The sequence below is a fragment of the Bacillus sp. DJP31 genome, assembly GCF_049310945.1.
Taxonomy (GTDB): domain Bacteria; phylum Bacillota; class Bacilli; order Bacillales; family SA4; genus Bacillus_BS.
The window spans coordinates 25,716-47,524 of record NZ_JBMERO010000016.1 but is presented as its reverse complement, the minus strand read 5'-3'; the positions used below and the strand labels follow the sequence as shown (position 1 = coordinate 47,524).

Annotated in this window: 20 protein-coding genes, 2 tRNA genes and 1 pseudogene; 16 read left to right on the top strand and 7 right to left on the bottom strand. The window is 37.0% G+C overall.

Annotation, left to right across the window (positions count from 1 at the left end; all coding sequences use genetic code 11):
* The first annotated feature begins 60 nt into the window (after positions 1-60).
* From dnaB to ACOI1C_RS14835, 14 genes are all read left to right on the top strand, one after another.
* The gene (gene dnaB / locus ACOI1C_RS14900; RefSeq protein ID WP_422511288.1) at positions 61-1,425 is read left to right on the top strand and encodes a replicative DNA helicase; all 1,365 of its coding nucleotides are present in this window, start codon (positions 61-63) and stop codon (positions 1,423-1,425) included.
* A gap of 518 nt (positions 1,426-1,943) precedes the next feature.
* On the top strand, positions 1,944-3,236 hold the full coding sequence (locus ACOI1C_RS14895; protein ID WP_422511287.1) for an adenylosuccinate synthase: 1,293 nt from the start codon (positions 1,944-1,946) through the stop codon (positions 3,234-3,236).
* A gap of 295 nt (positions 3,237-3,531) precedes the next feature.
* Positions 3,532-3,606, top strand: a tRNA-Glu gene (locus tag ACOI1C_RS14890).
* Between the two features lie 584 nt (positions 3,607-4,190).
* Positions 4,191-4,263, top strand: a tRNA-Phe gene (locus tag ACOI1C_RS14885).
* A 292-nt stretch (positions 4,264-4,555) separates the two neighbouring features.
* A complete protein-coding gene (locus tag ACOI1C_RS14880) occupies positions 4,556-6,001 on the top strand; it encodes a peptidoglycan DD-metalloendopeptidase family protein (protein ID WP_422511286.1) in 1,446 nt (481 codons plus the stop codon).
* A gap of 186 nt (positions 6,002-6,187) precedes the next feature.
* The gene (gene yycF, locus ACOI1C_RS14875) at positions 6,188-6,895 is read left to right on the top strand and encodes a response regulator YycF (protein WP_422511285.1); all 708 of its coding nucleotides are present in this window, start codon (positions 6,188-6,190) and stop codon (positions 6,893-6,895) included.
* 6 nt (positions 6,896-6,901) lie between these two features.
* Positions 6,902-8,725: a cell wall metabolism sensor histidine kinase WalK gene (gene walK / locus ACOI1C_RS14870; protein ID WP_422511284.1), complete on the top strand. Its 1,824-nt coding sequence runs from the start codon at positions 6,902-6,904 to the stop codon at positions 8,723-8,725.
* The gene (locus ACOI1C_RS14865; protein ID WP_422511283.1) at positions 8,722-10,062 is read left to right on the top strand and encodes a YycH family regulatory protein; all 1,341 of its coding nucleotides are present in this window, start codon (positions 8,722-8,724) and stop codon (positions 10,060-10,062) included. The genes walK and ACOI1C_RS14865 overlap by 4 nt, the downstream gene beginning before the upstream one ends.
* Positions 10,049-10,834, top strand: a complete 786-nt coding sequence (locus ACOI1C_RS14860) for a two-component system regulatory protein YycI (RefSeq protein ID WP_422511282.1) — start codon at positions 10,049-10,051, stop codon at positions 10,832-10,834. Before ACOI1C_RS14865 ends, ACOI1C_RS14860 begins: the two co-directional genes overlap by 14 nt.
* Positions 10,834-11,628, top strand: coding sequence for an MBL fold metallo-hydrolase (locus ACOI1C_RS14855; protein WP_422511281.1), 795 nt, complete (start codon positions 10,834-10,836; stop codon positions 11,626-11,628). Before ACOI1C_RS14860 ends, ACOI1C_RS14855 begins: the two co-directional genes overlap by 1 nt.
* Before the next feature lie 128 nt (positions 11,629-11,756).
* On the top strand, positions 11,757-12,971 hold the full coding sequence (locus ACOI1C_RS14850) for a S1C family serine protease (protein ID WP_422511319.1): 1,215 nt from the start codon (positions 11,757-11,759) through the stop codon (positions 12,969-12,971).
* Between the two features lie 153 nt (positions 12,972-13,124).
* On the top strand, positions 13,125-13,307 hold the full coding sequence (locus tag ACOI1C_RS14845; RefSeq protein ID WP_422511280.1) for a CxxH/CxxC protein: 183 nt from the start codon (positions 13,125-13,127) through the stop codon (positions 13,305-13,307).
* Positions 13,308-13,377: 70 nt separating this feature from the next.
* Entirely contained in the window at positions 13,378-13,857 is a 480-nt protein-coding gene (gene rlmH / locus ACOI1C_RS14840) for a 23S rRNA (pseudouridine(1915)-N(3))-methyltransferase RlmH (RefSeq protein ID WP_422511279.1), read from the top strand.
* Between the two features lie 668 nt (positions 13,858-14,525).
* Positions 14,526-15,908 carry a reverse transcriptase domain-containing protein gene (locus ACOI1C_RS14835; protein ID WP_422511278.1) on the top strand — a complete coding sequence of 461 codons (1,383 nt, stop codon included), beginning with the start codon at positions 14,526-14,528 and terminating at the stop codon, positions 15,906-15,908.
* A gap of 186 nt (positions 15,909-16,094) precedes the next feature.
* Here ACOI1C_RS14835 and ACOI1C_RS14830 read toward each other — a convergent pair whose 3' ends face one another.
* The 3 genes from ACOI1C_RS14830 to mntA all read right to left on the bottom strand — a co-directional run bounded on the left by ACOI1C_RS14830 (position 16,095) and on the right by mntA (position 17,320).
* A complete protein-coding gene (locus tag ACOI1C_RS14830) occupies positions 16,095-16,316 on the bottom strand; it encodes a hypothetical protein (protein WP_422511277.1) in 222 nt (73 codons plus the stop codon).
* A 193-nt stretch (positions 16,317-16,509) separates the two neighbouring features.
* Complete coding sequence (hepT, locus tag ACOI1C_RS14825; RefSeq protein WP_422511318.1) at positions 16,510-16,917, bottom strand: type VII toxin-antitoxin system HepT family RNase toxin; 408 nt, start codon at positions 16,915-16,917, stop codon at positions 16,510-16,512.
* Positions 16,910-17,320: a type VII toxin-antitoxin system MntA family adenylyltransferase antitoxin gene (gene mntA / locus ACOI1C_RS14820; protein ID WP_422511276.1), complete on the bottom strand. Its 411-nt coding sequence runs from the start codon at positions 17,318-17,320 to the stop codon at positions 16,910-16,912. The genes hepT and mntA overlap by 8 nt, the downstream gene beginning before the upstream one ends.
* A 259-nt stretch (positions 17,321-17,579) precedes the next feature.
* Between mntA and ACOI1C_RS14815 the strand changes: the two are divergent.
* Positions 17,580-18,626 (top strand): annotated as a pseudogene (locus ACOI1C_RS14815) (IS3 family transposase).
* Here the strand turns inward: ACOI1C_RS14815 and ACOI1C_RS14810 are convergent.
* Positions 18,579-18,938 (bottom strand): S-adenosylmethionine:tRNA ribosyltransferase-isomerase, encoded by a 360-nt coding sequence (locus ACOI1C_RS14810; protein WP_422511275.1) that lies wholly within the window; start codon positions 18,936-18,938, stop codon positions 18,579-18,581. The pseudogene ACOI1C_RS14815 and the gene ACOI1C_RS14810 sit on opposite strands and share 48 nt — an antisense overlap.
* A complete protein-coding gene (locus ACOI1C_RS14805) occupies positions 18,938-19,663 on the bottom strand; it encodes an SDR family NAD(P)-dependent oxidoreductase (RefSeq protein WP_422511274.1) in 726 nt (241 codons plus the stop codon). Before ACOI1C_RS14805 ends, ACOI1C_RS14810 begins: the two co-directional genes overlap by 1 nt.
* Before the next feature lie 114 nt (positions 19,664-19,777).
* On the opposite strand from ACOI1C_RS14805, the gene ACOI1C_RS14800 reads away from it, so the two are divergent.
* Positions 19,778-19,966 (top strand): hypothetical protein, encoded by a 189-nt coding sequence (locus ACOI1C_RS14800; protein ID WP_422511273.1) that lies wholly within the window; start codon positions 19,778-19,780, stop codon positions 19,964-19,966.
* Between the two features lie 389 nt (positions 19,967-20,355).
* Here ACOI1C_RS14800 and ACOI1C_RS14795 read toward each other — a convergent pair whose 3' ends face one another.
* A complete protein-coding gene (locus tag ACOI1C_RS14795; protein ID WP_422511272.1) occupies positions 20,356-20,892 on the bottom strand; it encodes a DUF4097 family beta strand repeat-containing protein in 537 nt (178 codons plus the stop codon).
* 1 nt (position 20,893) lies between these two features.
* Entirely contained in the window at positions 20,894-21,742 is an 849-nt protein-coding gene (locus ACOI1C_RS14790; protein ID WP_422511271.1) for a CPBP family intramembrane glutamic endopeptidase, read from the bottom strand.
* Positions 21,743-21,809: the final 67 nt, after the last annotated feature.

Genomic DNA, 21,809 nt, shown 5'->3' with positions numbered 1-21,809 from the left:
TTGAAGAAATATGAATTCATATAAGCTAGTTTGTGATTCTCGATAGGAGGAAAACCATTAATGTCAGATATATATGCCGATCGTACCCCTCCACAAAATATTGAAGCGGAACAAGCAGTTTTAGGTGCAATATTTTTAGAACCCTCCTCATTAATCACGGCCTCTGAAATATTAATTCCAGAAGATTTCTATCGAGCTTCTCATCAAAGAATCTTTACTGTTATGATCACATTGTCAGAAAAGGGAGAGCCCGTCGACCTTGTAACAGTAACATCAGAATTAGCAGATATGAAATTACTTGAGGAAATTGGTAATGTCTCTTATTTAAGTGATCTAGCAAACTCTGTACCTACTGCAGCTAACATTGAATATTATGCCAAGATGGTTGAAGAGAAATCAATTTTACGTAGATTAATTAGAACAGCTACAGCAATTGCAACAGATGGTTATTCTCAAAACGATGAAGTGGAAGTACTTCTAAATGAAGCTGAAAAAAACATACTAGATGTTTCGCGAAGAAGAAATAGCGGGGCTTTCCAAAATATTAAAGATGTACTAGTGGGTGCCTACGATAATATTGAGTTGCTTCATAATCGTGTAGGAGATGTAACTGGAATTGCCACTGGTTTCTCGGAGCTGGATCGAATGACAGCTGGATTTCAACGAAATGATCTCATTATTGTAGCAGCCCGTCCTTCAGTCGGTAAGACAGCATTTGCCTTGAATATTGCTCAAAACGTCGCGACAAAAACAGATGAAAATGTGGCGATCTTTAGTTTAGAGATGGGTGCACAACAGCTTGTAATGCGTATGTTGTGTGCAGAAGGAAATATTAATGCTCAAAACTTACGAACAGGTCAATTAACTCCTGAGGATTGGGGAAAGCTAACAATGGCAATGGGAAGCCTCTCAAATGCCGGAATTTATATAGATGATACACCAGGAGTGAAAATTAATGATATTCAAGCTAAATGCCGAAGACTAAAGCAAGAACACGGTCTTGGTATGATTTTAATTGACTATCTACAACTGATTTCAGGGAACGGACGAGCAGGTGAGAATCGTCAGCAGGAAGTATCTGAAATTTCCCGTTCATTAAAATCACTGGCACGTGAATTAGAAGTACCTGTTATTGCCTTATCGCAGCTATCTCGTGGCGTTGAACAACGTCAGGACAAACGTCCAATGATGTCAGATATTCGTGAATCAGGGAGTATTGAGCAGGATGCTGATATCGTAGCTTTCTTATATCGTGATGATTACTATGATAAAGAATCAGAGAATAAGAATATAATAGAAATCATCATAGCAAAACAACGTAATGGCCCGACTGGAACGGTCGAATTGGCCTTCGTAAAAGAGTTTAATAAATTTGTAAACTTAGAGAGACGATTCGACGACTCAAATGTACCTGCCGGTGCGTAACCCCCTCATTAATGAGGGGGTTTTGTTTGTTTAAAGATTGTCTAGTATCATGTAGTATTATTCTAAAAAGCAGGCTCTTTTTTAAAAAATTGTGTTTTTTAATACGAGTTTTGTAATAGCAATCGGTTGACAAATTGGTTGATTGGAACGGATATGCGAGACTCGTGGTGGAGCAGCGGGGCAGGTTAGACTAAGCACAAGGCGCTCTGCGCCGAGGATGTTCACCACCTGACCCGTGGAAAGGAAGCAACACTCGCTACAATCAACCACTCTTCAATTGGATAAATAGGAAGAATGTTTACGAAAACAGCCAAGAAGAAAGAGGTTCAATTCGTATCATTTTGGTATGATTACAATACGAATAGTATATAAATCATTCCTGAATAAAAACGAACAAACTACGTTGTCGAACCTATAATGTTCGTGTTTAATATTGACTTTTCTATTCTATACCAGTATACTTACAATGGTTTGTTGAGAAAATGTATAAGTAAGGTAATTTCGCGGAGGTGCAGATAATGTCATCAGTTGTTGTTGTTGGAACACAATGGGGAGACGAAGGAAAAGGTAAGATCACTGATTACTTATCCGAAAATGCAGAGGTTGTAGCTAGATACCAAGGTGGAAACAATGCTGGTCATACCATTGTTTTTAACGGTCAAAAATATAAATTACACTTGATTCCTTCTGGGATTTTTTATTCAGATAAAATTTGTGTTTTAGGAAACGGAATGGTAATTGACCCTAAAGCCTTAGTAGAAGAATTAAAATATTTACACGATTTAGGAGTTACAACCGATCATCTTAGAATTAGTAACCGTGCTCATGTCATCTTACCTTATCATCTGAAATTAGATGAGGTAGAGGAAGAACGTAAAGGGGCAAATAAGATCGGTACAACGAAAAAGGGTATTGGACCTGCCTATATGGATAAAGCAGCTAGAATGGGCATTCGTATTACTGACTTATTGGATCGTGAAGAATTTGAGTCTAAATTAACAAATAACCTTAACGAAAAGAATCGTTTATTTGAGAAGTTCTATGAAGTAGAAGGTCTTAAAATAGAAGATATCCTAGACGAATATTATGAATATGGTCAACAGATTGCGAAATATGTATGTGACACTTCTGTTGTATTAAATGATGCACTTGATGAAGGTAGACGCGTCCTTTTTGAAGGAGCTCAAGGTGTTATGCTAGATATTGACCAAGGTACCTATCCATTTGTTACTTCTTCCAATCCGATAGCGGGTGGAGTTACAATTGGAAGCGGTGTTGGACCTTCTAAAATAAATCATGTTGTTGGTGTTTCTAAGGCATATACAACTCGTGTGGGAGATGGTCCATTCCCGACTGAAATACATGATGAGATCGGTGTTCAAATTCGTGAAGTTGGCCGGGAATACGGAACAACAACAGGCCGCCCTCGTCGTGTAGGTTGGTTTGACAGTGTTGTTGTAAGACATGCAAGAAGAGTGAGTGGTATTACAGATCTATCATTAAATTCCATCGATGTATTAACAGGTATAGAAAAGCTGAAAATATGTACAGCCTACCAATATAATGGAGAAGTGGTTAAGGATTTTCCAGCTAGCTTGAAGGTACTTGCTCAATGTGAACCAGTGTATGAGGAGCTTCCAGGTTGGACCGAAGATTTAACAGGGGTGCAAACATTAAGTGAGTTGCCTGAAAATGCCCGTCATTATATTGAAAGAATTTCTCAGTTAACAGGGATTCCATTATCCATTTTCTCTGTTGGTCCTGATCGCAAACAAACAAACTTAGTCCGCAGTGTATATGGACCTAAATAATTTATATTCCCTTGTTACGAGTACATCTAAGTAACAGGGGATTTTTCTAACGGAAAAAAATTTCTAACTTGATTAAGATCAAAGTGACGGGAATAATGAGATGATGTGCCTATAATGAACGCTGCCAATTGGTTAATATCAATATAAACAATAAAATTTATCTTGAATTTAATTGAAATTACATGGTATTATATTATTTGTTGTTCTTTTGAACAAAAATCTTATACTGAGCAGCCAATTAATAATAGATTCGATGGTTTTTAATCCATTATGGCTCACCATTTTTAAGCATTACGGCCCATTGGTCAAGCGGTTAAGACACCGCCCTTTCACGGCGGTAACACGGGTTCGAATCCCGTATGGGTCACCATTTGTTTTTTTTCGAATAGAATTTACTATACACATATTATGATGAAGCTTTGCCCAGATAAAAAAGTAGTTCACGATATATGACTACATATAAAAAATTATGGCTCGGTAGCTCAGTCGGTAGAGCACGATCGAATAATCTTCATTGAAATCACTTCAGCGTACCAATCGAGCTGCATCTTGCATGATCTTCCTGAGATTGGGACGAAGCTTTGCCCAGATAAGAAAGTAGTTAATAATATATGACTACATATAAAAATTATGGCTCGGTAGCTCAGTCGGTAGAGCACGATCGAATAATCTTCATTGAAATTACTTCAGCGTACCAATCGAGCTGCATCTTGCATGATCTTCCTGAGATTGGGACGAACTTTGCCCAGATAAAAAAGTAGTTCACGATATATGACTACATATAAAAAATTATGGCTCGGTAGCTCAGTCGGTAGAGCACGATCGAATAATCTTCATTGAAATCACTTCAGCGTACCAATCGAGCTGCATCTTGCATGATCTTCCTGAGATTGGGACGAAGCTTTGCCCAGATAAGAAAGTAGTTAATAATATATGACTACATATAAAAATTATGGCTCGGTAGCTCAGTCGGTAGAGCAAAGGACTGAAAATCCTTGTGTCGGCGGTTCGATTCCGTCCCGAGCCATCCCAAAAAGACATGCTGAAGAATGCATGTCTTTTTTCATATAGTCAAATATACTACTTATCGGCAATTATTCCCTAAAATATGACAATAATACTACAATTATATTACATATTTCTGTTTTTTAGCCTATTATCTATCAGTTTATGCTAAAGTTAAAAAAGTGACATATTTGTGAATGGGAATTCACCTTGTCGTAATAATAGTTTACTAGTCTATAAGTACTAATGGAAACTGTTACACTTACAGAAAGGCACTTCGTACTGAAGGATAGCCTTGTTTAGGAGGAAGAACAGTGTTTGATTGGAAAGATAAATTACGTTCACGTTATTACAATGTTTCAGATATGGTGAAACGAACAGCCGTGAGTACTGCTGTGATCACTACTTTGATGATTGGGACTGTATCAGCAGACAGTAGTTTAGGTATTAATACGGTTTATCATGTATATGTTAATGGAGAAAGAATAGGTACGGTCGATAACAAACGGGTAGTGGAAAGTTACATAGAAAACCGTGAAATAACACTCAAAGCTAAAAATCCTACCATTGATTTCGGGTTAGATAATAACGTACAGTTCATTTCTGAGAAGGTTTTTAGACCAAATGTAAATAATCAGCAAGTAATTAAATTGCTAACTGATAATCTACAAATATTAGCAGAGTCATCCTCAATTTTAATAAATGATGAGCCTATTGCATTTCTAGAAAATAAAGAAATGGCTGACGAAGTATTGCGATTGATGAAATTAAAATATATTTCAGAAGAAGCACTCGTACAAATTGAAACTAAAGACCCAAATACAACTTTACCTGTTCTTGAAGAAGGGCAGTCTCGTATATTAGACGTTACATTTAAGGAAAAGGTTTCAATTAATGAACAAAAAATTTCACCCGATAAGATGCTAACTGTGGAAGAGGCTGTTACCTACCTTTCTAAAGGGGCACTTGAGGAGAAGAAGTATCAAGTTCAAGAAGGAGATGTCCTTGGAACAATTGCTAGCAAGCATAATCTTGAGCTAGCTGAGTTACTTGCATTGAATTCAGGACTAACAGATGAATCTTTGATCAAACCAGGTGAAGAAATGAATGTTACAGCCATTAAACCTTATCTACATGTTCTACTTCAAGAAGAAGTATCTAAGCGTGAAAATATATCTTTTACTAGGGAAGTAAAAGAAAATAAAGATTTGCCTAAAGGTGAAAACAAGGTAAAGCAAGAAGGCCAAAATGGTGAAAAACTAGTAAACTACCTTGTTTCTAAAGAAAATGGAAATATCGTAAAGCAAGAAACAACAAAAGAAGAGATAGTTAAAGAACCAGTAATTGAAATCGTAGAAAAAGGTACAAAGGTTATCCCATCTCGTGGAACTGGATCATTAGCATGGCCAGCTGTTGGTGGATATATCTCTAGTAACTTAGGTTATCGCTGGGGGAAAATGCACAAAGGGATTGATATTGCTCGACCTAGCAACCGGAACATATTAGCTGCTGATAACGGTGTTGTTACATCGGCAGGATATGATGGTGGTTATGGGAATAAAATTGTTATCAATCATAATAACGGTATTACAACAATGTATGCGCATTTAGATAGTCTTTCTGTAGGAGTTGGCCAAACCGTTCAAAGAGGACAGAAGATCGGGGTAATGGGAGAGACTGGAAATTCAACTGGAGTTCACCTTCATTTTGAAGTGTATAAGAGCGGAAGTTTACAGAATCCAATAAACTACATAAAATAAATAAATCATTAAAATCCTCTAGTCCTGGCTAGAGGATTTTTGTATAGAAATATCCTAATAATATAAATGGAAGGAACCACCTTCATGGGAAAAGGTGATTTCCTTTGCTAGAAATGGTAAAGTTATAGATAGATTACAAGATAAAGATATAGCATCTTCTCAAAAATTAATGTGAGGAGCAATGACATGGAGAAAAAAATACTAGTAGTTGATGATGAAAAACCAATTGCAGATATAATTAAATTTAATTTACAAAAAGAAGGATATGAGGTTTTATGTGCTTATGATGGTATAGAAGCCATACAGATGGTTGAAGAGCATAAACCTGATTTAATTTTATTAGATATAATGCTTCCTTTAAAGGATGGTATGGAAGTATGCCGTGAAGTAAGGAAAAAGTATGATATGCCAATTATCATGTTAACCGCTAAAGATTCAGAGATTGATAAGGTACTGGGGTTAGAGCTCGGGGCTGATGATTATGTAACAAAGCCTTTTAGTACAAGAGAGCTTTTAGCAAGGGTCAAAGCAAATATGAGACGACACCAGCAAAAGGATACTGGAGAAGCAACGGTTGAAACCAATGAGATCACGATTGGGACATTGATTATACACCCTGATGCGTATTCCGTAACAAAGCGAGGGGTAGAAATCGAGTTAACTCATAGAGAGTTTGAATTACTTCATTATTTAGGCAAGCATATTGGTCAGGTTATGACGAGAGAACATCTACTTCAAACCGTTTGGGGCTATGATTATTATGGAGATGTTCGGACAGTTGATGTAACAGTTAGACGTTTACGAGAAAAAGTGGAGGATAGCCCAAGCCATCCAACATGGATAGTAACAAGAAGAGGTGTTGGATATTATCTTAAAAATCCAGAGCAGGAGTAAAAGGTGATGAAAAAAGTCGGTTTTTTTAAATCGATTCATTTTAAATTTGTATTAATATACGTGTTATTGATTTTAATCGCCATGCAAATTATCGGTGTTTATTTTGTTCAACGATTAGAAAAGCAGCTTGTCTCAAACTTTTCTGAATCATTGAATGAAAAGGTTGATTTATTAGCCTATAATTTGGAGCAAGAAATGATTATTAAACGAGATGAGAATATGCCTAGATTAGAAGAAAAGGTACAACAAATTTTATTTGATTTCTTCTCTGAAGATATTATAGATGTACGGGTTATTGATAATAAGAGTCGAGTAATCGGTACATCAGACATTAATAGTCAACAAATTGTCGGGAGAAGAACGACAGATATTCCAGTCAAACAAGCATTAGTTGCGGGGTCAAGAGATGAGAAGGTTTTAGTTGATAAACAATTGGGTCATCGTATGCTTGTCTTAACTGTTCCAATTAAAAGTGGTAAAGATATACTAGGTGTTACATATCTTGAAGCCTCTATGGAAAACGTCTATGACCAAATGAAGCAAATTAATAACATATTCGTAACAGGTACGGGAATAGCCTTAACTATCACAGCAATACTTGGAATATTTCTAGCTCAAACTATTACGAGACCTATGTCAGATATGCGAAAGCAAGCTCTTGAAATGGCAAAAGGGAACTTCTCTAGAAAAGTAAAGGTGTACGGATATGATGAAATAGGTCAATTAGCCCTGACATTTAATACCTTGACCAAGAGACTGCAAGAAGCACAAGCAACGACTGAAGGTGAGCGAAGAAAGCTAAGCTCTGTTTTAGCCTATATGACAGATGGTGTGATTGCAACTGACCGAAAGGGTAGGATCATCTTAGTGAATGACCCTGCCTGTGATATGTTAAATGTTTCACGTGAAACCATATTGGCAGAGTCTATTTTAACGGTACTAGGGATTGAGGAAGAGTATTCACTAGAAAATATTATGAATGAATCAGACTCTCTTGTTCTAGACTTTAGCACTGAACAGAGGCCATATATTTTAAAAGTGAATTTCTCAGTTATCCAAAAAGAAACAGGTTTGATAAACGGATTAATTGCTGTGTTATACGATATTACCGAACAAGAAAAGATTGAACAGGAAAGAAGAGAGTTTGTTGCGAATGTGTCACACGAGTTAAGGACACCACTCACAACAATGAGAAGCTATTTAGAGGCTTTGGCTGATGGTGCATGGAAAGACCAAGAGATTGCACCTAAGTTTCTAGATGTCACGCAAACAGAAACGGAACGAATGATTCGTTTAGTCAATGATTTATTACAGCTATCAAAATTAGACAGTACGGATTACCGTCTCACAAAAGACTGGGTTGATTTTTCGCTCTATTTCAATAAAATCATTGATCGATTTGAGATGACCAAACAGCAGAATGTGACCTTTGTTCGAAAAATCCCTGATCAAGAATTTTTTATTGAAATAGATGAGGACAAGATTACACAAGTATTAGATAACATTATCTCCAATGCCTTAAAATATTCCCCAGAGGGTGGAGTGATCCAATTCCATTTAAGAAAGAAGGAAAACGATCTCGAGGTAACGGTACTAGACCAAGGTGTTGGAATTCCAAAGGATAATCTTAATCATATCTTTGACCGATTTTATCGTGTGGAGAAGGCAAGATCAAGAAAGCTTGGTGGAACTGGTTTAGGATTGGCTATTGCAAAAGAAATGGTAGAGGCGCATGGAGGAGAGATTTGGGCAAAGAGCAATGAGTATATTGGAACAACTGTCCATTTCTCACTCCCACTGGAAAATGATCTTGAGGATGATTGGGAATGAACTACGAAAACATTAAATCTGTTCTCTTAACGTTATCAGTTATTATGAGCCTAGTGTTGACATGGAGTATATGGACATACCAACCTAACTATGGTGTCATTGAAAAAACTAAGTTTATTCAAGACGTAAATATCGGGTTGAAAAAGGAACCTACAAGCTTAATCCTGCCTCAGAAAATACTTTTTCACAAAAATGATCATCACTATGGGACTGCTAATGGAACTGATATGAAGAATATGATGAGGAATATTCGTGCATGGAACTTTAATGATTTTAGAGATATCACAGCATCAATTAGGGATGAATATCTAGATTTTCTTTATGAACAGGAAGGTGTCGAAGTAATTTTCCCATCTGAAATACCAATCGAAACGCTAAAAGGAATCCTAAAGATTGAAGATGATGAGATTCGTTCGGTTACTTTTGATCGGCTTTTAATTCCGGCCATGCAGTCACAACAAGAGAATTCAGTTGCTTATTTTATTTCGTATAAGAACAATCAAGTGTATGAAGCAAAACTGAACAATTTCTCTTACCAGGACTTTAACAGGGAAATCTTTCAGACTGCTCCAAGATATCCACAATACTTTGCTTATAAAACAGATATATATCATAGCTTCTTTTTACCAGTCGATATGGTAAAAGCAGACCGAATCACGTACTATTCAGTTAAACTGGCTGGTAAGGATTTTAAAAATGCGTTATTTACCGATCCGAGCTATGTGAAGCAGGATTTTCAAGAATCAGGAGGAGAATCTTATTCTGATGGGTCAAGGGCATTGAAAATTGATAGTAGCGGGGATTATATGCGCTATATTAATCCATCAACCGATTCTGATCAACAGGTGATAAGTGCTTCTAAAATGATACAAAAGAGTGTTGATTTTGTGAATGATCATAGTGGGTGGACAGATACGTACCAATTTACTGAATGGGATTCTTCTTCCAAATCGGCTGTCTTTAGATTGCATATAAATGGATTGCCTGTTTACAACTATAGTGGATTATCAAGGATGATCTTAACCTGGGGTGAAACAGGCCTCTTTGATATATACAAGAGACCACTATTTAGACTACAGGTAACAATTGAAAGCGAAAGCTCCGTTGTCGAACTTCCATCTGGTCAAACATTGATCGATTTGTTAAGGCAAACACCATCTTTTGATCCTCTCAAGCTAGAGGATGTCAAAATCGGATACGAAATGATTAAGGACCATTCGAATGCAAAAGTAACAGTAGAACCAATATGGATAGTAAAGCTTGATGGTGACTGGAAAAAAATAGTCATGGATGATGATTTAAGAGAGCTAGGGGGGAACTTGATTGGATTGGAGTAGAACTAAAACCATTTTTATTATCGTTTTTCTAATCCTTGATTTGTTCCTAGCTTTCCAATTTGTTGAAAAGCGAGACAGTAATCAGTTGGGACTTCTTGCAGAGGCTACAGTAGAGGATCAGTTAAAAGAAAATGATATCTCTTATGTAGATATGCCCAATGAACCTATTGATGAAACGTATATAAGCGGAGCAAGCAGGACTTTCACAGAAGAGGATATAGCCAAGCTTAAAGGGCAAGATCCACAGATTAGCGAAAAAAACAAAATAATTTCTAGATTTGAAAGACCTATTCCCATTGTGGAAAATTCCCCGCAGTGGTTACAGTCTTTTATTAAAGAGAATGTGATTGAAGGCAGTTCCTATGTATTTTGGGGTGTCGAAGAAGAAATGAATATGGTCTTTTTTCAACAATATAAGGGGAAAACCATTTATTATAATAAAAATGCGGTGCTAGTTATTCGTTTAAATGAAAAAAATGAGATGGTCTATTATGAACAAACCCTTCTTGAGGATATAGAAGTAATGGAAGTGGATGAAGAACAAACAGGAACCTTCACAGCGTTAAAAGCAATTGAAAATATGTTTGAAAGAAATGAATTAAATCAAGGAAGTAAAGTAACGAAGGTGGACCTTGGATATTATACCCTAGTTAAGGACTCACAGGTGTTTGTGCCAACCTGGCACTTTATCATTGACAACGAAGAAAACTATTTCGTAAATGCCTTCGAAGGGCTTATTATTCGAGATAGTGCAAACTGGAGTGAGGAATAATGAGTTTACATTTCAGTGTTCTTGCTAGTGGAAGCAGCGGGAATGCGATATATATAGGAACGGACAAAATGAAGTTACTCGTTGATGCGGGCTTGAGCGGAAAGCAAATGGATCAATTGTTCCAGCGTGTTAATGTTAATCCGAAAGAGCTATCAGGTATCCTTGTCACTCATGAGCATAGTGATCATATTAAAGGGGTAGGAATTCTAGCCCGTAAATATGACTTACCTATCTACGCGAATAGCAAAACGTGGAAAGCGATGGAACCCTTAATCGGCGCGATTCCAGTTGAGCAAAAGTTTATTTTTGAATCCGGACAGGTTCAAACGTTTCAAGACATTGATGTTGAATCATTTGGAGTTTCTCATGATGCAGCAGAGCCCATGTTTTATGTGTTTCATCATGGTGAAAAGAAGCTGGTGATTATTACAGATACGGGTTATGTGAGTGATCGAATGAAAGGCATTATTAAAAATGCAGATGTTTATGTATTTGAAAGTAATCATGATGTAGAAATGCTACGAATGGGCAGGTATCCCTGGAGCATTAAACGCCGAATCCTAAGCGATGTTGGACATGTATCTAATGAAGATGCAGCTTTAGCTATGGCAGAAGTCATCGGAGACCGTACGATTAGTATTTATCTAGCCCATTTAAGCCAAGATAACAATATGAAGGATCTTGCACGTATGTCGGTACAGCAAACGTTAGAATCTAAGGATATAGGTGTCGGACATCGGTTCAAGCTGCTTGATACAGATCCCCGAATCCCAACAGCGATCACTGCTGTATAAAAGCCACTAATCCTTTATGATAGAAAAAATATACTTATAGAGTATAATATGCCATTATAAACAAACTATAAAAAGGTATACAAATAGGTCTTTTCGGACGTTCATCAGTGAAAGGTATGGTGAAACATTTGGGGTATTATGATCAAGATTATCAGCATATTCGAAAAAAGAATAAACGCAGTGGAGTCTTTATTGCAGGGTTTGTAGGAGCTATTTTAGGTGCTCTTTTAATGGTATTTGCTGTACCGGCATTAGAACGGATCAATATGCTTCAGATTGACACGCCATCAGGAAGTAAAGAAGCGGGTACTACGAATAACGAAGACATGAATGCATCTCCAGGACAGACGATAAATGTAAATGTTGTGTCTCAAATAACAGATGCCGTAGACCGAGTTTCCGACGCGGTGGTTGGAGTGATTAACATCCAAGCCTCTGGATTTTGGGAGGAAACAAGCGGGGAAGCTGGAACAGGATCAGGGGTAGTGTATAAAAAAGAAGGTGGGAAAGCCTTTATTGTGACAAATCATCATGTTATTGAAGGAGCTACAACTGTCGAGATTAGCTTAGATGATGGATCACGTGTTCCAGCCGAAATTTTAGGTAGTGATATTTTTACAGACCTAGCTGTCCTAGCTGTTGATGAAAAAGCAGTGGGTGTTATTGCTGAATTCGGTAATTCTGATAATGTTCGACCTGGAGAACCTGTAATTGCAATCGGAAACCCTCTTGGTCTTCAATTTTCTGGTTCAGTCACACAAGGTATCATCTCAGGGACAGAGCGTACCATTCCGTTAGACTTTGATCAGGATGGTATTGTAGATTGGCAGGCCGAAGTTATGCAGACGGATGCAGCCATTAATCCAGGAAATAGTGGCGGTGCCCTTGTGAATATCGAAGGGCAAGTCATCGGTATTAACTCGATGAAGATTGCCCAGCAAGCCGTCGAGGGGATTGGTCTTTCAATCCCAGTCACTATCGTTAGACCCATTATTGATGACATAGAAAAATACGGTGAAGTAAAACGACCATATATGGGAGTGGGGCTTCGAAACTTGTCAGATATCTCTAGTTATCACTGGGAGCAAACCTTGAAGCTTCCAAAAGATATCATAGCAGGTGTATTTATTGAAGAAGTTGCACCTTTATCTCCATCAGCTACAGCCGGGTTAGAGGTATACGATGTAATCGTTGCTTTAGATGGTGTAGAAATTAAAGATGCATTAAATTTGCGAAAGCATCTATACAATAACAAGAACATTGGTGACATGATGGAAGTGACGGCATATCGTCAAGGTGAAAAGTTTACAACCAGCATGAAACTTGTGGAAGATTCATATTAGGTTAAGTTATAAACAGGCTGAATGCTAGCCTGTTTTTTTGTATTCTCTTGAAGGAGAGAAAAATATTATTCACAATTAAGTTTACGAGCAAAATGATAAATGCAATGTGGATAAGGTATAATAAAAAAAACTATACAAAGTGAGGTTTACGGTATGATTAATGCCTGTGCAGAACATGTGGATATAGCAATAGATACCATTGTCGATGAGTATGAAATTGCACCTGAAATAAAGTTACTAACAGAAACAGAGAAGTTATCAACAACCTGTGGATATTGTAAGGAAAAGGCAATATATATTGTGTCGAACACATATTCTGACACAATATGCGGATGAAAATTGTGTATATGTGGATAAGTTCTGTGGATAAGTTTGTTTGTAAACTGTATATTAAGCGGAGGTAAATGTGAATATCTCAATTATTACACTTGGAAAACTGAAAGAAAAGTATTTAAAACAAGGAATTGACGAATACATAAAGCGATTGTCTGCCTATGCAAAGGTCGAGATCATTGAGCTAGCAGATGAGAAAGCCCCAGAGAATTTAAGTGAGGCCGAGATGGTGCAGGTTAAGCAGAAAGAAGGAGAGCGGATTTTACAAAAGATATCTCAGGATACCTATGTGATTGCATTAGCTATTGAAGGAAAAATGAAATCCTCCGAACAACTTGCCGAAGATCTAGACAAGCTTGCCACCTACGGAAAGAGTAAAGTGGCTTTTGTGATTGGTGGATCATTGGGATTGAGTGATGAGGTGATGAAGCGGGCGGATGAAAAACTATCCTTCTCGAAGATGACATTTCCACATCAGTTGATGAAGCTTATACTCGTAGAGCAGATTTATCGGGCTTATCGGATAAATCGGGGTGAACCGTACCATAAGTAAATGAGGTTTTTTTAAAAACACATACGAATCTTCTTTATAGTTTGTTTTTTCACTTTACACATGTGGGAGTGTATCTCGCAACTCATTTTAAAAGATGGTGATCAGGTGGATGAATTTGTACTAGAACCCCATCAAGCTATGATACTATTGGAAGAAAAGGGGGAATTGAATAAACTTCTAAGCAATCCTTTAGAGTTGGAATTTCAGGACGAAGTTAACCTGAAAAATCCCATGGTTTTAAGAATCGGAGTACATAGTACTGAAGATGTACAGCTTTGCTACAAGATATCATAATAGATTTAAACGTTTGATAATTCAGTAAAACTCCTGGTAATAGAATCCATTTGTGATATAATAATAGTGCCTCGTAAAAAAGTTACGAGGGAGACTGGTGAACGGTTGTCAAGCTTTATCCAAACGACATTTCTTGCTGCTATCACGAACCAGCAGGCAATAACAAAGGATAACGTAAGGCAACTGCACTGCATATCGGAATTAACACCTCCATTTGTAGTCAACCATTCTACTGTATACTCAATAGTATATAGGATTAGTAAGATTATTTAGCCTTGTTGTCTGTGCGAAATCACATGCAATGTAAACGGTCCTTTTGAAGTCTATTTATAGGATTTAATTGAGACCACGGTAAGCTGAAAGGGTGACTGACTATGAATCAGAGTAATAGGCTAAAATTACATCCCCTTTCCAGCTCTGCTAATATTAATTTTGATAAATATCACACTAAGAATTATAAGCATATTGATAATATAGTTTCTATTAAAAATGCTGTTGATAGAGTCACAAATCCATGCTGGGTAAAAAAGCATGGATTTTATCCGTTTATTCATTTTAGTATAAAGATACATAAATATAATAATGAGATGAAAGGGAAAGAAAAACCAGAACCGAAAGAAAGAAAAATCTTTTATGCATCTCATATTGATAGCTTTATTTATAAATATTACGGTGACTTGCTAAATGATATGTACAATAAAGTAGCTGTTAAACGTGGAATAGATTCTGTTGCAACTGCTTATAGGAAAAAGAATGATGGAAAATGCAATATCCATTTTGCGAAAGAAGTAATAGATTACATTAAAAGAAATAATCAGGCGTTCATATACGTAGCGGATTTCAAATCCTTTTTTGACGAACTTGACCACAAGTATCTTAAAAATCAGTTACAAACAGTCTTAGAAAAAGAAATTTTGCCGGAAGATTATTATGCTGTTTTTAAGAGTATTACTAAATATAGTTGGGTTGATAAGACAAAAATCGACGAATTATTAAAGAAGAAATACAAAAATAGGGATAAGAGAAAAAAGCTGTCCAGACTTTTAGATGAGAAGGATTTTAGAAGGTTTAGAAAAGCAAATAATCAAAACGTAGAGTACAATAAAAATAATTATGGAATACCTCAGGGTGCGGGATTGAGTTCAGTTTGTTCCAATATATATCTTTTAGACTTTGATGAGGAAATAAATAATTATGTAGAATCCTGTGGGGGTCTTTACAGAAGATATTGCGATGATTTAATCATTGTTATACCTTTTGAGGGGGAAGCAACCAGTTACAATTATAGTCAACATCTAGATGTAATTGAGCAAGTGAAAAGGCAAACTCCAAGGTTAATCATTCAAAAGGAAAAAACAAAGAGGTTTATCTATAATCAGGATAGAATATATGACGAGAATTTTGAGCCAAGTATTTTAGATTACCTAGGATTTGCGTTTGATGGACACAATGTGAAATTACGAGAAAAGAGTTTATTCAAATTCTACTGCAGGGCATATAAAAAGGTTCGATTATGTAATTGGAAATCAGAAGAATCGGGTGTGAAAAAGTATAGAAAAAGCTTATATACTAAATATACTCACCTTGGAAATGGCAAGGGAGGCTATGGTAACTTCTTAACTTATGCCGAAAGGGCTCAAGAAGTATTTGATAAAGACTCTGCAACGAACAACCTTATGGCATACCAAGTTAAAAATCATTGGAGGAAAATTCAGAAACGCCTAATAACGCCGAAACCTAAAAAGCCTAGCACCTAATTAACGAGAGTTAGGCTTTTTAGATTTTAGTGAAAAAACCTCATTTAGATACATTACGGTGAACCGTATCATAAGTAAATGAGGTTTAAAAATTGAACCACCTAAAACATTGATATTACAACATTTTAGGTGGTTTCAAATTTAATCATTAAAAAAAATTTTCCTCGATAACTAAAAATTTATTTTCTACGACTTTATAATCACCATATTGTCTTGAAAGGTAAATCGTTTTTTTCGGTTTTCTCCTTTTGCAAATACCAATAAGAATTGAGTTTCCATGACATCAATTCCACCAAACAGAAATTTAATCCCGGTCGAGTCTTCAATCATTTGACCCGTTGTATAAGGTCCAAATACATGGACGTTATCCCATTCAAAATCAGCTAGTGTTGTTAAATCAATTTGCATTTCCCTTGCTTCAATAAGAGCGTATATATCGCCAGATGAAATGGAATGTTGATTACCTAGAGTCCGAAAAAAAATAGCAATAAAAATTGTGATAGTAAGAATGAGTAAGAAAACACTACTTTTACGTATAAAAGCCAGCTCCTTTTTAATAGCTGTTTAGTTGCTGAAGTTAATTAACGTGCCCGAAACGGACCTAGTGATCCATTTTTAAAATAGTCTTCGTAAACTTTTTAAAATCATCGATATGCTTGTTTAAAATTGCTTTCAAAATATCTAATTCAAGCACTTGATAGTCGTGAACAGCTATATTTCTAAAACCAACCATATTCATTAAAGTTTTTGCAAGTGCTGCATCAATAATCCCGGATTCCTGAAGTAATTTAAATGCCTCACGACTTGCTTTAGGTACGCCTATTTTTTTCTCACTTACAATGTGCATAGCAATATCGATGCTTGCTTCACAGGCGCGTTGAATGTTTAATATAATACTATCTTGCTTCGTGAAGTCTAATAAGTTTTCTGGATTGTCTTTGTAAACTTCATGAATTCTTTTCACGCAACGCTCAATTGTTGTAACTTTACTCAAAATGACGTCATTCATCGCCAAACACACTTCCTCTATTTTTAATACCTTCAATAATGATCGCTCGTCGTTCATTTAGTTCAGCATACATACGATACGCTTTTATTTTTTGACGTGTGTATTCATTTTCATTTTGTATATAAATAGGTATACCATTCTCAAAAATCTGCATGGAAAATATTGTATTAATTTCGCGTATGTCTACAAGATCCACTTCTCGTTCGCAAATAAGTGCTAAATCATTTGCCAAGTTAAAGCGGTGATAAGATGAAAGCTGCTTCTCACTGAAATAAGCAAGATCCACATCACTTTCAACACGTGGAGATCCTTTTGCAAACGAGCCAAATAAAATTACGAAATCAGGGTTCGTTTTCTTTTGAAGCACTTCAACCATTTGTTTCTTCATTTCTTCGGTAAGCATGCTTTCACCTCCTTTACTTTATTATACGCTTTTTTAAAGTTTATAAAAATAAAACCTCACTTAAACCAGTTACGCTGAACCGTACCATAAGCAAATGAGGTTTTTTTGATTAGGATTTATATGTCAAAGCAAAAGTGCCTAATAATTTTTAGGCACTTTTTAATGTCCCTTAATTAGAATCGGGTATGAAGACAACTTCATATTTTAAAAAGGTTGTTTACAATGAGGTATAAAATGAGAAAACAGGCTAAAACATCAAATCGTCCAGCTGCATCTTAACGGAAAGTCACGTCAGGATTTAATCCGTGAGTATGACCTGACACCTTCTTCACTTGATAAGTGGTTGAACCAAAGTCAGACTTCTGGATCATTTAAAGAATGGGACAATCAGACACCAGAACAGAAAGAACTAACTAAGCTTAAAAAGGAAAATAAGCAGTTGCTTATGGAGAATGATATTTTAAAGCAAGCCGCGCTGATACTAGGACGAAAGTAAATGTGATTAAGAATAACCTACACAAATACTAGGGTATCAGCAATGTGCAAAGTCCTACAGCTCCCAAGAAGCACTTACTATTATGAAGCATCAGAAAGGGCTTCTGAAGATGATATAACTTCTCTCATCATTACGATCTTTCATCAGAGTCGACAAAACTATGGTACTCGTAAAATCAAGGTGGAAAGGAGACGTATTGGTCGAATTATGAATGAACAAGGTCTAGTCTCAAGTTACACGATCGCACAGTTTAAGCCACATTCCAAGACGTGTAACGAATCCAATCAGAAGAATGAATTGAACCGTGAGTTTGACCAGGAAGAAGAACTGACCGTTGTGGTCAGTGATTTAACATACATAAGAGTCAATGGAGAATGGCATTATGTATGTGTATTTGTTGACCTCTATAACCGAGAAATCATTGGTTATAGCACGGGTCCCAATAAGGATGCCGCGTTGGTTTATCGTGCATTCGCATCAATTCAGAGAGATCTTCGCAAGATAAAAGTCTTCCATACGGACCGTGGAAAAGAGTTTGATAATAAGTTAATAGAGGAAGCATTAGACACATTTGAAATTCAACGTTCCCTGAGTATGAAGGGTTGTCCTTACGACAATGCTGTAGCCGAAGCCACATTTAAGATTATTAAGACTGAGTTTATTAAAGGTCAACATTTTAGTAGTTTAGAAGAGTTAACCTTAGAATTTCAAGACTATGTTCATTGGTTTAACAACATTAGAATCCATGGAACACTTGGGTACCTAAGCCCGATTGAATACAAACTTGAACACCTTAAAAAAGTTGTCTAGTTTAGTGTTGACAATCCAGTCTTCGTCACGCCGCCTTGCTAGCCGTATCTCTACTTTTTCTTCTAGTACTGTTGTTGCCCTAAGCAACTTGGCATGGAGAATAGCAGGTAAGGTGCGGCTGTTGTTCAACACAATCAAATCGCCCGGCTTAAGATAATCAAACAGTTGGAAGAATTGGTCATGCCGGACATTTCCTGTTTTTCTATCAAGGACCATCATCTTTACATGATCCCTTCTTATTCCCCTTCTTTCAGGCGGATGAGAGGCATTTAATTCAGAAGGCAGGTAGAAATCAAACGCAGTTGCTTCCATCATAAGGCCTCCTCTGAAAATTCTTGGGCTTCAAAGCGCTGCCCGTTCATGCCTATTGATTTTTCCGATGCCAAATACAAGAAAACGCCGACTATTTCTTCCGGTTTAGCTAATGGATAATCACAATCAGGAACGGCTAATCGGTGCATTTCCGTATCCATTTCCCTCGGGTCGACCATGTTTACCCGAACGTTTGTGGAAGTTATTTCATTTGCCCAGGTCTGGGTGAGACCGTCAACGGCAAACTTCGAAATACCGTATGCTCCCCAGCCTGCATAGCCAACATGGCCCGCTTCCGAAGTGACATTAATGATCGAGCCTTGATTCCGCTGGAGCATCCCCGGAATCACTCGCCGTGTTACCAAAAACGGCGAAATCGCATTTTCTCTTAACACTTCGGCAAAATCCTCTTCAGGATAATCGAGCAACAAGGGCATTGGACTTGGCCCTAGAATGGAAGCATTATTAATGAGGACATCCGTTTGCCCGAAAGCCTCTTCCGACACGGCAACAAACCGTTCTACATCCCTAGGTATCGAGATATCAGCTGTGACGGCAAGTACCTCAGCCCCTAATGCTTCTGCTTGGGCTTTTACCGCAAGCAATCCCTTTGATGACCTGGAACAGATGGCTAACCTTGCTCCTTCCTTAGCAAAAGCCAATGTCAACGCCCGCCCTAACCCCTTTGCTGCACCTGTGATCATGACAACTTTGTTATTCATCATTTCAATCTCCCCTTTAAGCGTGTATGACTTGATGTATTAAGCTTAAAGGATTCTGTAAGTTCCTCCCTCGGAAAAAAGCTTGAACTTTCTCTACAACTTTTGGAGTAGAAGGCGGTGCCTGTCAAGCCTTGGTATTTGCCGGAAAATAGTACAATTTTATATCAACAAGACAATGAGCTCGGTTCGGAACCGAGCTCATTGTCTATTAACTGTCTTAAATTTTTATTACAAACAGAAACAAAGAATCTTGTTAAGCTTGGAGTTCTTTCAGGACCTTGCCAAGGTCTTGAACCGATGAATTAATCATTCTTTCATATAAACTCAAAATGGTTTGTCAGTAATTGGTGCCTGGAACTGTCCATTTTCCGTTTAATGAGGTCCATGTTGGCAGGTCCTCTTTTTACTAAATGAAAGCGTGGATCGACCGTTTGGGATTGATTTGGTAATGGTTTTAGTAGAAGCATAAGCGTACAAATGCAGAAGATGGGCAAGTACCCCTTCTTCTGGTGTAGCAAAGTGTGCACCCGGATTATCTGGTCATGTAGCTCCTATTCTGGTAAACCGAAAATAGTCTGTTTCGTGTAATGCTTGGATAAAGGCAACGTCGCCTCTGATGCCATAATATTCTCCGAAGGTTAGATAATAGATTCCAAGCTCAATCGCATTCGGATTGACCGTTTTGACAAATAGATTCATCCGTTCCGGGGACAGATGGGTGGGGCTAAACCGTTAAGGGTATCCTCTTTGATATCACCTGATTTGGAATGGATTGTAATATGATTAGAAACTAAATTTGCCGAAATAATATCACCTGAGGTAGATTCAACTTTAATATCTCCATACGTTTTAGCAGGGATATGGACGACTAGTTTAGTCCCTTTGTTAATGGCAAAGACGGTAAAAGAGGGATGGCTTTTTCGGTCCAAGTCTACTTGTAACCCTCCATTATGTTCTTCAACTGTTAATGTGAAAGATTCCTTCATCTTTTCGCTGACTTCGCCAGTTAGTTCAATCCATATGTCTTCTTGTGAATGCGGAATGATTTTGACGTCAGTAGAACGGGAATTAATAAGAATATGTTTAATTTCTTTTCCAGAGATGTATTGATCTTCATGGATTTTGACTATTTTTGTAGAAAAAGCATCTGAGCCTTCGACGTAGTAAATAAAACCAATACCCGATAATAAAATAACACCTATTAATGTCAATCCGTGTCCAAGGCTTCTCATTTTATTGACCTCCTTCAGTAAGGAGCTTTAAATTTTGCGAAGGTGTGAACACACCATTTTTACCATAAAACAAATAAGTAAGAAGGAGCAATAAGGTTCCTAGAACAAGCTCGTATATTAATTTATCTGCTGTTGTGACTGTGGTGTTTAATAGGACCAATGCTCCTTGTGAGCCATGAATGACGAGATCATTAACAAGATTATGGGCTGCGTGAACGATTGTAGAAACCGTTAGTGAACCACTTTTAACGTAGATATAAGCATATACAATCCCACCCGTAAACCAGCTCGCTGCTTTATAGGGATCCAAGTCTCCCATGACAAAGTGCAAAGCCATAAATAGAAGAGCTGAGATGAAAATGGCATTAGGTATACTTAATCGACTCAAGTTTGCCATAAAGTAACCACGAGCTAATACTTCTTCTTTAAGAGCCGCAAAGAACCATCCAATACAGGATATTCCTAATAATTTATAAAAACCTCCAGTAAAAATTTTTTCAAAATGGTATTGTGCGATTACTACTTCCATATAGTCAAGAAACCATATAAATATCAAAACCGTTGAAAATGATAGGATGAGAGCCACGATAGAAAACAAAGTATCTTTTTTTCTTAAATGAAAACCCATGAACCAAGGGTTCTGATGATCCACTTTATAAAACAAGAGAAATATCAAAAGGGTATTGATTACACCTACAACGGTGTACATAACATGCATAAAAATAAAATCAGTTTGTAAGTCATCAAAGCGTCCTAGGCCTATTAATATTCCAACCATAGCTATGATCAGTAGGTTTGTTATTACAATAGCTGTTATAATTCTTGCAGAAGCGTTCCAAATTTTCTTCATATTACATCGTCTCCTTTTGTTTTAACTCTTAATTTTATCATACAGAGAAAAAGTCATATGACCGTAG